The 12,179-nt window shown below is 35.3% G+C and carries 10 protein-coding genes; 9 read left to right on the top strand and 1 reads right to left on the bottom strand.

The window, feature by feature from the left end; all coding sequences use genetic code 11:
- Positions 1 to 5: 5 nt before the first annotated feature.
- The 5 genes from FD31_RS03645 to FD31_RS03625 all read left to right on the top strand — a co-directional run bounded on the left by FD31_RS03645 (position 6) and on the right by FD31_RS03625 (position 7,602).
- Positions 6 to 2,192, top strand: a complete 2,187-nt coding sequence (locus FD31_RS03645; RefSeq protein WP_057891407.1) for a hypothetical protein — start codon at positions 6 to 8, stop codon at positions 2,190 to 2,192.
- A 206-nt stretch (positions 2,193 to 2,398) separates the two neighbouring features.
- Entirely contained in the window at positions 2,399 to 4,618 is a 2,220-nt protein-coding gene (locus tag FD31_RS03640; protein WP_057891406.1) for a hypothetical protein, read from the top strand.
- Between the two features lie 460 nt (positions 4,619 to 5,078).
- A complete protein-coding gene (locus FD31_RS03635; RefSeq protein WP_057891405.1) occupies positions 5,079 to 5,819 on the top strand; it encodes a metal ABC transporter ATP-binding protein in 741 nt (246 codons plus the stop codon).
- Positions 5,819 to 6,670 carry a metal ABC transporter permease gene (locus FD31_RS03630; RefSeq protein WP_057891404.1) on the top strand — a complete coding sequence of 284 codons (852 nt, stop codon included), beginning with the start codon at positions 5,819 to 5,821 and terminating at the stop codon, positions 6,668 to 6,670. Before FD31_RS03635 ends, FD31_RS03630 begins: the two co-directional genes overlap by 1 nt.
- Positions 6,667 to 7,602 carry a metal ABC transporter substrate-binding protein gene (locus FD31_RS03625; RefSeq protein WP_057891403.1) on the top strand — a complete coding sequence of 312 codons (936 nt, stop codon included), beginning with the start codon at positions 6,667 to 6,669 and terminating at the stop codon, positions 7,600 to 7,602. The genes FD31_RS03630 and FD31_RS03625 overlap by 4 nt, the downstream gene beginning before the upstream one ends.
- A 254-nt stretch (positions 7,603 to 7,856) precedes the next feature.
- Here the strand turns inward: FD31_RS03625 and FD31_RS03620 are convergent, their stop codons facing one another.
- Positions 7,857 to 8,555, bottom strand: coding sequence for a Bax inhibitor-1/YccA family protein (locus FD31_RS03620; RefSeq protein WP_057891402.1), 699 nt, complete (start codon positions 8,553 to 8,555; stop codon positions 7,857 to 7,859).
- Positions 8,556 to 8,633: 78 nt separating this feature from the next.
- Between FD31_RS03620 and FD31_RS03615 the strand changes: the two genes are divergently transcribed.
- The 4 genes from FD31_RS03615 to FD31_RS03600 all read left to right on the top strand — a co-directional run bounded on the left by FD31_RS03615 (position 8,634) and on the right by FD31_RS03600 (position 12,031).
- Positions 8,634 to 9,074: a hypothetical protein gene (locus FD31_RS03615; protein WP_057891401.1), complete on the top strand. Its 441-nt coding sequence runs from the start codon at positions 8,634 to 8,636 to the stop codon at positions 9,072 to 9,074.
- Positions 9,075 to 9,207: 133 nt separating this feature from the next.
- Positions 9,208 to 9,672, top strand: coding sequence for a LytTR family DNA-binding domain-containing protein (locus tag FD31_RS03610; protein WP_057891400.1), 465 nt, complete (start codon positions 9,208 to 9,210; stop codon positions 9,670 to 9,672).
- Positions 9,662 to 10,411, top strand: coding sequence for a LiaF transmembrane domain-containing protein (locus FD31_RS03605; RefSeq protein WP_057891399.1), 750 nt, complete (start codon positions 9,662 to 9,664; stop codon positions 10,409 to 10,411). The genes FD31_RS03610 and FD31_RS03605 overlap by 11 nt, the downstream gene beginning before the upstream one ends.
- Before the next feature lie 342 nt (positions 10,412 to 10,753).
- Positions 10,754 to 12,031, top strand: coding sequence for a Fic family protein (locus tag FD31_RS03600; protein ID WP_057891398.1), 1,278 nt, complete (start codon positions 10,754 to 10,756; stop codon positions 12,029 to 12,031).
- The last annotated feature ends 148 nt before the right edge of the window (positions 12,032 to 12,179 follow it).

Genomic DNA, 12,179 nt, shown 5'->3' with positions numbered 1-12,179 from the left:
GCAAAATGAGGAAGATTTTAAGGCTAATTTTTGTAGCCTTTTTTGTAGTAATTGTGGGATTATTTAAACAATACGATAATGTTTCAGCAGAAGGCGCTGCTGCAGCTATGGCTGAACAAACTACTGGATTGGACAGTGCGCCTGACAATTTAGGCCTTGACTCTAACTTATTCGTTACAGCAAATTTTAGTAAACTTAATGGATCAAGTACTCGTAATTTGGCTACTTTATCACGGTCAAATGGCGTTTCAAATGGTGCCATTAGAATGACTTATAATACAAATCAAGCAGGAGCTATTTGGTCTAATGTAAGTGGTGGAAATTATATTGATATTAAAAAAAAGCAGACGTTATCTATGTGGTTATATTTTGGACCTAAAAATCATACTGAATCAGGTGATTTTGGAGATGGCATGGCTTTTGTACTACAAAATTCTGCTGATGGTGAAAATGCGTTTGCACATAAAGGCAGTAAACTTGGTCTTGGTGAAACATTAGGCGTTTGGGGAATGGATGATGATTCTAGTGTGAAGGATACTCAAACTGTTGCCAGTTCTGCTATTCAACGTAGTTGGGCTCTAGAATTTGATGATCATATTAATGATGGAGGAGATTCAGGAGGGGCAGATTCTTTTGATAAAGGAATTACCCAATCTCATATAGCTTATGGTTATCCGGCGGATCGTAGTACCTATAACTATGTTCCTAGTGTTTTTCTTGCTGGGGGTAATTATTTTACACAAAATCATACAAATGTGATTCCTGTCACTTTACATGACGGTAACTGGCATCATTTGACAATTGTTTGGAATCCGACAAAATTTAACGCAACATTTTCTTTTAATGATAAAAACCGAGACGGAACCAATGGTACAAATCCAATTGAATTTACTACTGCAGCAATTGATCCAAGTGAATTTGGTGTTGTTCCTGATGATCATTTACGTTGGGGATTTACGGCGACGACGGGAGATTCTTTTCAGGCTAATTTAATAGCATTTGAGTCTATTCCTTCATCAGTTGAAGGAGATGCAAGTGCATCAATTAAAGATGTGACTCAAGGAGGAATTGATGTTCCTAATGATGGGTCCGTAAATTCTAATGATGAATTAAACATAAATTATGTGTTGAATTACAAAAGTGGACGTGATCCATGGGAAAACATTACTTCTGATATAAATTTACCAGCAAATGTCACGTACGAACCTGACGCAAATGGTGATATTGGAACTATTACTTACAATGGTGGATATACGGCTAAAATTCCAGCCGGTGCGTTGACTGGAACAACACTTCCTAAGTACACATTTCCTAAAAGCTTACTTGCTACAGGAGATATGGCAACCGTTTCTATTAATGGTGTTGCTAAATCGGTTAATTCTAATACTAATGTTGCTTCAGTACATACCAAATTTGATAGTGATACGCTGATAAAAGATGTTAATACACCATCTTTCACAATTAAAAAAGCTAAGCCAATCAATTTAACTTTGGATCAAAGTGATATTTCAGTAAATCCCAATACTGATGCTAATATTACAGGGACAGTCTCATATAATGACGGGTCAGCAATAACTAACTCTCAAATGTCAGTTTATTCGACTTTAAATGGTGATAAATTCAGTGACTTTTTAATGAGTGATAGTGATGCCGCAGGTCATTTGAAGTTGACTATCCCGTCAGATAAGTTGAAACAGGATAATAATACTTTGGAAATTTATGTAGCTGATCCAAATGGTAATAGAACAACTACTTCGAAGGTAATTATTACCAAAAAGGGTTCGCTATCATTAACAGTCGACAAAGCCTATGAGTTTGGCGATATCAATAATTCTTCCGCATCGCGCTTAATTTCTCGGAAGGGTAATTGGGATATATCAGTCAATGATGGTCGCGAAGTTAGTCCTACAAATACATGGGAACTATCCGCTGATACAACGGGTTTGACTAATAATACGGGCAAATTTAATGGAGATATGGTTTTCCGCAATAGTAATGGGACGGAAAGTACTCTAACAGGCGATAATTTGGTTGATATTGCTAATGGTGTCAAAACGCAAACCGGGCAGCAAACGACCAATATTGCGAGTGATTGGGATTCTTCTGATGGAATATTCCTTCGTAGTAACGGTTTGACCACAGCTGGTGCATATGGTGGGACAATTAATTGGACTTTATCAGATACGCTTTAGGCAATGGATTTCATTATTAATCAAAAAAAGACGTTTGATTCTTTGTTTTTCAAAGAGTCAGGCGCCTTTTTTTGATGTGGAAAAATAGTTAATTTATAAATCAAAATAAATAAATGCATATGGACTGTACTTTCTCAGTTATGCACCTATAATAGATGTGCAAGTGAAATATGTTTAAACACGTATGAAACTGGAGGGCGATTAATATGAAAAAACAGAATATATTTAAACTACTTTTCGTAGGAGCTTTTATAAGTGCTGCAATTATTTTTAGCCAACCAGTAAGTACTCAGGCTGAATCAACGCTTCAAGCAATTGGTGAGCAAAATGCCGGATTAAGTTCAGCTCCTGATAATTTAGGCCTTAATAATGACTTATTTGAAGTACCAGATTTCAAAAGTGCTGGGTATGTGGATTCGAATGGTACGTCCGTTGGTAATACTGCCGCTTTAATGAATTCCTTAGGATCAAGTGCTGGCGGTAATTTACGTGCTATTAGAATGACTAGTTTCCAACACCAAGTTGGCGCCATTTGGTCTAATGTTGATACTAGTGCTGGTAGTCTAAAAGATAATAGTATTGATATTCAAAAGAAGCAAACTTTATCTATGTGGCTCTATTTTGGACCTTCAGAGCATACTGGTGGCGGAGAATTTGGGGACGGAATGGCCTTTGTTTTGCAAAATGGCGATGTTCCAGTTTCACATCAAGGAACTCTAATTGGTGATGGTGAAAGTTTAGGTGTTTGGGGTGTTGATAGAAATAAGAAGACATCAAGTGCTCAAACAATTGCTAATTCAGCAATTCCTAATAGTTGGGCCATTGAGTTTGATACTCACCCTAATACTTCAAGTACACCAGGAGCAGCCGATTATTTTGACAACGGTATTTCAGGACAACATATTGCAGATGGATATCCTGCTTTGGCAACAACGTATAATAGATCAGGCGGTTTGCTTTCAGGATATGCTTATTCTCAAAATCATACTGACGTTCAAAGCAATCTTTCATTGCATGACGGGGCTTGGCATCACTTAACGGTTAGCTGGAATCCCATTACAAAAGAAATTACGTATTCATTTAATGATAAGAATGTTGATGGTTCAAAGGGTACTAATCCGATTACGGTAACGACTAGTCCAATGACATCCGATGATTTTGGAACGATTCCTGATGATAAATTACGTTGGGGATTTACGGCGACAACGGGTGATTATTTTCAAGCTAATTTGATTGCTTTTGAGTCTTTACCTGCTTTAGTTGAAGGGGATGCGACGGCCACAATCTACGATAATACTGAAAAGAAAGATGTTGCTGATGGTGACGCCGTTAACTCTAATGATAATTTGGCTATAACCTATAAATTAAATTACGACAGTGGTCGGAACGATTGGTCTAATATTAAAGCTAGTTTGAATTTGCCTAAGAATATCACGTATGCACCTGATGCTAATGGCAATATTGGCCAGATAGTTTATCCAAGTGGAAAGACAGAAGATATTAAGTATAGCGATTTGAACAACAATGCCTATTATCATGAATTAACTGAAAATCTAAATTCAACTAATAAAACTGCCACGATTACCTTTAATGGCGTTGCTAGTACAACTAGTTCTAGCACTAATGTTGCCTCAGTACGTTCACATATCGACAGTGATAGTTTAATTAAGGATATTGATACGCCGGCTTTTGTTATCAAGAAGAGCAAGCCAATTACTTTAACACTCGATAGCAATAATCTTTCTGTTGGTAGTAATGAAGATGCCAAAATTACTGGTAAAGTTAGTTACGCTGATGGAGTTACACCAGTGGTCAATTCTGATGTTTCTGTTTATGCTAAATTAAATGGTACAGCTTTGGATACGGTTAAATTAAATAGTAGTGATACAGCCGGACAATTAAATTTTGTGGTACCTTCTGGAAAATTATTGGAAGGGACAAATAATCTTGAAATTTATGTTCAGGATAAAGATGGTAATACTTCATCTGTTTCCAATGTAACAATTACAAGAAGCGGGTCACTAACTTTAACTGTTAATAAAGATTATGGCTTTGGTAGTATCAATCAAGTTGATGAATCACAGTTACTTCCACGTAAAGGTAATTGGGATATAACCGTAAATGATAATCGTGAAATCAGTAAGAGCTCATGGAATTTGACAGCCTCAACAAATGGTCTTTACAATGGGACTACTGCTTTTAACGGTAACTTAGTATATATAAATGGTAACGGCGATGAAACGGCATTGATTAATAATGAGCCAGTCGATATTGCTAGTGGTTTGAAAACCGCAACAGGTGATCAAGTCACAGATGTTTCCAAAGTTTGGAACAGCACGAGTGGAATCTTTTTAAGAAGCAATGCAGAAAGTCCAGCTGGTAAATACCAAGGGGAAATTGATTGGACGTTATCAGATACGATTTAGAGAGTTGGACAAAAAATGGTCAGCTTTCGAGCATTAAGGCAAAAGAGTCAAGTAATCCGATTTTGGATTGCTTGACTCTTTTGCTTTAAGCGAAAAAAGCCTATAAGTCCTGTTAATCTAACAATTCGAAATAAAAGCACCGAATAAACTAGCCGGAAGAAGCAAGAAATTAGGTCGCTGTGAAGGTGGCGTTAGCACTTTAGTGCTTACACCACGGGACGAGTTTTGAAACTCGCGATTTGTGCGAGGTTCAAAATCGAGCCGAAAGACCTTGGCTTTCGGCGGTCCCCACAGCGACCTAAATTTCTTGTTTCTGGAGGCGGAATATTAAAAACAAATTCATATTAAACTATGTTTAAAATTTAAATTAAGTTATCCTAACTTTTTCATTGAAATCACCATGCAGTATATGATACTCTGACATTAGAGCGGGAATCCGCTAAAAGAATGGAGGCTTTTTATGTTAACTGTAAAAAACCTCACTGTCGCTTACGATGACACACCAGTATTTTCTGATGTTGCCGTTAATTTTAACGCTGGTAAAATCACTGGAATCATTGGACCGAATGGTGCAGGTAAATCAACTTTGATCAAAGCTATTTTGAATTTGATTAAAGCACGCCAAGGAAGTGTCGACTACAATGGTCAGTCGATGAAATCAGTTCAAAAGAAAATTGCTTACGTTGAACAAAGAAAAGATTTGGATTTAACTTTCCCAATTGATGTTCTAGATGTTGTGTTGACTGGAACGTATGGAAAATTGGGCTTGTTCAAGAATCCCGGTAAAGCTGAGAAGCAAGCTAGTTTGGACGCTTTAGAACAAGTTTCGCTGTCAGAGTTTAAAAAACGTCAAATTGGTAATCTCTCTGGTGGTCAGTTACAACGAGTTTTCGTTGCTCGTGCGATTGTCCAACAAGCTGAAATTATCATTTTGGACGAACCATTTGTGGGAATTGATTTGCAGAGTGAAACAGCCATTATGCAAATTCTCAAACAATGGCGAGATGAAAATAAGACAATCATTGTTATTCATCATGATTTGAACAAAGTTACTAAATACTTTGATGATTTAGTTATCTTAAACCATGGAATAGTGGATTTTGGACCGGCAAAACAGGTTTATAATCCTAAAAATATTGAAAGTGCCTTTAGTGCAGATCTTTCTTCGGTATTGTTTCAGGAAAAGGAAGGTGTGCAGTGATGACATCGATTATTGAATTTATTCATGCGTTAGGAAAGTATGATTTCCTTCAAAGTGCATTATTAACTGCCGTGATGGTCGGAATTATGTCCGGTATTATCGGTAGCTTCATTATCTTACGTGGGATGTCCTTAATGGGGGATGCCATTTCTCATGCCGTCTTGCCAGGTGTTGCCGTCGCTTATATGTTAGGTATCAATATTTTGATTGGAGCTTCAGTTTTTGGAGTCTTAGCTGCGCTATTGATTGGATTCGTTGCTTCCCGAAGTAAAATTAAGACGGATACCTCAATTGGGGTCGTCTTCAGTGCTTTTTATGCTTTAGGATTTATCTTGATTTCCATGGCTGAAAGTTCAACTAACTTACATCATATTTTGTTTGGAAATATTTTAGCTGTTAGTGATTCGGATATTATGACAACGGCCGTGGTATTGGGGCTCGTTATTTTATTCGTTGTGACTTTCTACAAGGAATTATTGGTTACTTCATTTGATGAAACTTATGCCAAAACTTATGGCTTGAACGTGCAAATTATTCATTATGCGTTGATGCTCGTGTTGACGTTAGTAACTGTTTCAGCTCTACAGACAGTCGGAATCATTTTGGTAGTTGCGATGTTGATTACACCGGCTGCAACGGCATTCTTGTGGACTGACAAACTCAATGTCATGCTTGTTTTATCAGCTGTTGTTGGCGTTATTTCTTCAATTACCGGCTTGTACTTTAGTTACACATTCAACTGGGCGTCGGGTCCAGCTATTGTTATTGTGGCTGCCATGTTGTTCGCCATTTCTTTCGTTGCTTCACCGAAACAAAACTTCTTTAAGTTAAAAAGGAGTGTGGCTCGATGAAACGATTTTTAATTACACTAGTTAGTGTGGTTGCGATGGTCAGTGGCGTATATTTTTTCTTACATCATCGTGATAATAGTACTAAGACAATTGCTAATAACGAAAAGATTCAAGTCGTTACAACTAATTCGATTTTAGAAGATATGGTTCATAATGTTGGGCAAGATCGAATTGAACTTTACAGTATTGTTAAACGTGGGACTGATCCACATGAATATGAACCACAACCAAGTGATGTTTCGGCAGCCGCTGATGCTGATGTTATTTTCCACAATGGTTTGAACTTGGAAACTGGTGGAAATGGTTGGTTCACTAAATTAGTTGAAACTTCACATAAAAAATTCGGTCGTGAAGTTTTCTCAGCTAGTGAAGATGTTGAGGCTAAGCATTTAACAACAAATAAGGATGAAGAAGATCCACATGCGTGGTTAGATTTGGCTAACGGAATTAAGTATGTTCGGACGATTACTAATGTTTTGAAACAAAAAGATCCTAAGAATGCGAGTTTTTATCAGGACAATGCGGATGAATACATTGCTAAATTAGAAAAACTGCATCAACAGGCCCAGTCGAAGTATTTACAAATACCTGAAAAACAACGATTACTAGTGACATCTGAGGGTGCCTTTAAGTATTTCTCTGAAGCATATCATGTGACGCCAGCATATATTTGGGAAATAAATACAGAAGCTCAAGGGACACCGGAACAGATGAAGGCTGTCTTGAGCAAAATTAAGGATTCAGACGTAAAGCATCTATTCGTTGAATCGTCAGTTTCACCAAAATCGATGGATAAAGTGGCTAAAGAATCAGGATTAGAAATCTATTCAAAGATTTTTACTGACTCACTGGCTAAAAAGGGTACCGATGGCGATACTTATTATTCAATGATGAAATGGAATATTGATCACATTTACAATGGCTTGAAATAAAAAATTTCCCCGCAGTCTTTTTAGTAGACTACGGGGAAATTTTTTCGATTTCTACTCACGAAAAAACGAAAACATAGCAATTGAGGACTGATAGTTTTCGAATTCTCTCGTGAGCTGATTATAATACTACCTTATTTTTGAAAGTGCAAGAATTTGGATTAACGTGCGAAAAAAATAACGGCGTGAAAAAAATAACCATAAGAACTATCTTTGATTGATAGATTTCTTATGGCTATATTATAAATCTAGAAAGACTAGTTATTATTACCAAAAATTTGAATGATACTCATGAACAAGTTAATGAAATCAAGCACCAAACTAACTGAAGCAACAAGTGCAATGGCACCTAAGCTTTCTGAGTCAGAGAAGTTTTGGTAAATACGTTTGATATTTTGTGAATCGTAGGCGATATAGAACAAGAATAAAACGATAACTACGGCACTGATAATCATCATCATGGCTGAACTGTGGAAAATAAGTCCATTTAGTAATTCGACAACGATTACGGCGATTAAAGCTGTGAACAAGGTTCTATTCCATGATGTTAAATCCTTCTTAGTCATGAAACCAATGACAGCTGAAACAACGAAGGCACCAGCTGTAACTGATAATGTTTGGACAATACTTCTAGCTGAGTAAAGATAGAAGACTGGCACACCGATAACTGATAGTGTGACGATAAATCCGATGTAACTCAAGAACGTTAAGAAATACGACTTAGTTGCTAAACGACTACATAAACTAATGAAGGCGAATGGTATACCAATCATTAAAATCATTGAAATGATACGGTGTTGTGCCATTCCTTGGAAAATTGACATTGATAGAGCTTGGTTATTGGCGATCATTTGTGCACTGATGGTCCAAAGAGCAATACCCAATCCCGTGTAAAGATAAACGAGGGATGTGAATCTTGCCAAACCAGCAGATCTTACTTTATCTACAGATTGCATGTAATTCCTCCTCAACTATTAACTATAATAATTGTACAATAGAATAACATTTTTATCAGATTTAAGAAAGGAAGCAGTATGGGACAAAAACATGATTTACGTTGTAGCAAATGTGGTTATGAAATTGATGCATTGCTAGGTATCGGTATGTTGTACTCTGTGGAAAATATTTTCAAGAGTGAAAAGCCATTGTTACCAGAGTTAGTTGGAGACAATAAAATTACACAACAAGCTTTGGCATTAGTTAATAATAATGCTGAAATTTCCGAGAATTATGGGCATTCTTTATACGCCTGTCCGGAAGATTTTTATTTGTTCGATAAGTTTTATTTTCAAGTTGGAGATTTTAAACCACAATATCATTGTCCATATTGTCAAAATATTTTACAACGAGTTACCTTTGCGAAAGGAACTGCTGGGAAGACTCGATTGAAGTTTATGGATCAGGATAAATATTGGCAGTGTCCTCGTTGTGGTAATGATGAGATGATTGAATATTCATTTGGTAATTGGGATTAAAGAGGGTCGGAAATTTATTGTTTCCGATTTTTTTGTGCCACTTAGTTTCTGAAAAAGACCACTTAGGCAAAATTGCTATACAGCAAAGTCTTGAAGTGGTGTAATACATTTAACGAAAGGGGGTTGAGTCGATGTGAAGATTAAGTTGAATATTTCATCTGAATATCAGGAAAAAGAAGTTGTGATTAACGCTGCACAAAAGGATGATGAAGTGCAACAGATTTTAGACGTTTTAAAAGATGTTGAAGAAAGATTTAATCATCTAAATGGCTATATTGGTGAAACGGTTTATTCGCTGGCATTAAAGGATATTTTGTTTTTTGAAACGAATGATCGAAATGTTTATGCTCACACGACTAACAATGCCTTTCTAATACATTATCGGTTGTATGAATTGGAAGAAAATTTGCCAGATAATTATTTGCGAGTTTCTAAATCATCGATTTTGAATATTAATGAAATTTTATCGCTGTCCCGTTCAGTGACAGGTAATTTAGTTCAGTTTCGCGATTCATACAAGCAAATTTATGTATCACGTCGATTTTTGAAAGAATTGAAGGAAAGATTAAAGCAAAGGAGTTTTAAAAATGAGAAATAGAAATGGAATTTTCTGGGGTATCTTTCTATTATTAAGTGCCGCCATCTTAATTATTAGTCAATTACATTTGATTACTTATTCGTTTAGTTTTTGGACGATTGCTGCGACTATCTTTTTGGCAGCTGTTTTGATTAAAAGTTTAGTTTACTTTGCAATACCGGGAACCGTGTTCTCATTAGCTTTTCTAGCCATTTTATATGCTAAACCTTTAGGAATTACAGCTATCGTTCCTTGGACTTTATTGGGAGCAGCATTGTTAGTTTCTATCGGATTATCAATGATTTTTCGGCCTCTACTAGCAAAGCATCGCCCTTGGATTAACTACCATAGGGGTTATACAAGAGGACACCATGGCCCTTTTGTTAAAATGGATTACACGGCCAGACCAGATGTGAAGACTGTTGATGATCCAGATGTAAATGTTTATGTAAAAATGGGTAGCAGTATTCGTTACGTTAAATCTGAAGATTTTAGTTCAGCTAATATCGACGTTTCGATGGGGGATGCCAAAGTTTATTTTGATAATGTAAAAGTCCATGATACTGCTACGATTAGTGTCAATGTGTCACTTGGCGGAGTCGAATTGTTTGTCCCACGTAATTGGAATATTGTTAAGGGATTGGATAATAATATGGGAGCCATTTCTGAAGTTGGGAATCCCGTAACAGATGCGGATAGTCCTAGTGTTACTGTTGTTGGGCTTGTCTCGTTAGGGAATTTGAAGATTAATTACGTTTAGATATTTTGAGTCCATAAAACATTGTTGATGAATTATCATTGACGGTGTTTTTCTTTTTCTGAATTATTAATATTGGTTTGAATAATGAAATAGAGTATATAAAGCCGAATTCTATTTTGATATTTGCTTAAAATAGTGAAATAGGATGTATAAAGTGTGAACCTATTTTAATATTTTGACAAAATATTAAAATAGGTTGTGTAAAATTGGACTCTATTTCATTATTTGTTTAGAATAATAAAATAGGAAATCCAAATGATTACTGTATTTTATTAAAGTGAAGAAGTATTGAAGTATACAGTAAGTTTGGACTAATTAAATAAATTTTGGGGGAATTAAGCTATGGAAATGAAACCTTTGTCCACTTTAAAGTATATGAGTAGTACCGATGACTCTATTGACGTTATAGAAGAGTATAAGAAGAGACTAAGTGGTTATTCATCGTTCCAGACTAATCTTTTTCCCATACTTACTGATAAAAGTAAAAAGCAATATGATGATTATCCTATATTCTTTGTTGAAACTAGGAGTATGGTACGTTTGAATGCTGAAATTAGAAAGAATTCCAGTCAAATTGAAAATATAGGTTCGTCCTTACCAGGTATTGCTAAGGAGAGTTACACTAACTCACTACTTACTAATGAAATTCAATTTAGTAATGAAATAGAAGGAGTTAAGACTGAAAGAAGAGAAATTGGTACTGTGGTTGATGAATTACAGAACAATAATAGGACTGATAAAAAAAGATTAGTATCTACGGTAAAGAAGTATATTGATATTCTTGGTGAACCAGAAATTAAAATTGAAAACTTCCAAAAGATTAGGGATATTTATGATAAATTGACTGATGGTGAAATTGAAGAGGGAAAATTACCAGATGGAGAATACTTTAGGGATAAACCCGTCAGAATTGGAACAGATATTGAAACAGTTCATATGCCTCCTGCAAATGAGAAAACCATTAAAGATAAATTGATGTCACTGATTGATTTTATGAATAATGAAGATATTCCACCAGTTGAGAAGTCATTAGTAACACATTTTATGTTTGAAAACACCCATCCTTTTATGGATGGAAATGGTCGCATGGGAAGGTATTTATTATCTCAATATTTGAGTAAAAAATTAGATCCATATACTGCACTTTCGATATCCAGTTCAATTCATAATAATCAGGCCAAGTATTATAAAATATTTAAAGATGCGGAATTATATGAGAATAAAGCTGAACTTACATTTTTCATTCAAAAAATGATGGAGATAATTTTAGAAGGTCAAATTTCGGTTTTGGAGAAGTTAAATGAGCTATTAGATTTACTCAACAAATATTTTGCCGAATTAAAGGAAATATTAAATGTTAATGATACTAATAATGATTTGGAATTCAATTTATTATTTGTTTTCATAGAATCTAAATTATTCAATGTTGATAGTTCCTTAGGAGTGAAGGATACCCCATTAATTAATATGTTGTATAAGCGAGATACCAGATTATATAAGAAAGTTAAAATCAGAGAGATTATAAAGAAATATGAAGATTCTGGAATTTTAGTTAAGGTTGGGCAAAAGCCCTTGCAGCATGAAATAGATTTGGAAAAACTTTTTGGTGATATATATTAAATTTTTTAGAAAATAATTATGGATAGTAATTAATAGGCAAGTTATTTCTCTGAGAGATAACTTGCCTATTTAATTTGTTATGCGGTTAAATTACGTCAATTTGTTGTCTTTTTATCTGATAAAATAAGTAAAGAATGTAAAGATTAAT

The sequence above is a fragment of the Companilactobacillus nantensis DSM 16982 genome (assembly GCF_001435815.1).
Taxonomy (GTDB): domain Bacteria; phylum Bacillota; class Bacilli; order Lactobacillales; family Lactobacillaceae; genus Companilactobacillus; species Companilactobacillus nantensis.
Note: the sequence above shows the minus strand (reverse complement) of the source record. Positions and strands in the feature narration are given on the sequence as shown.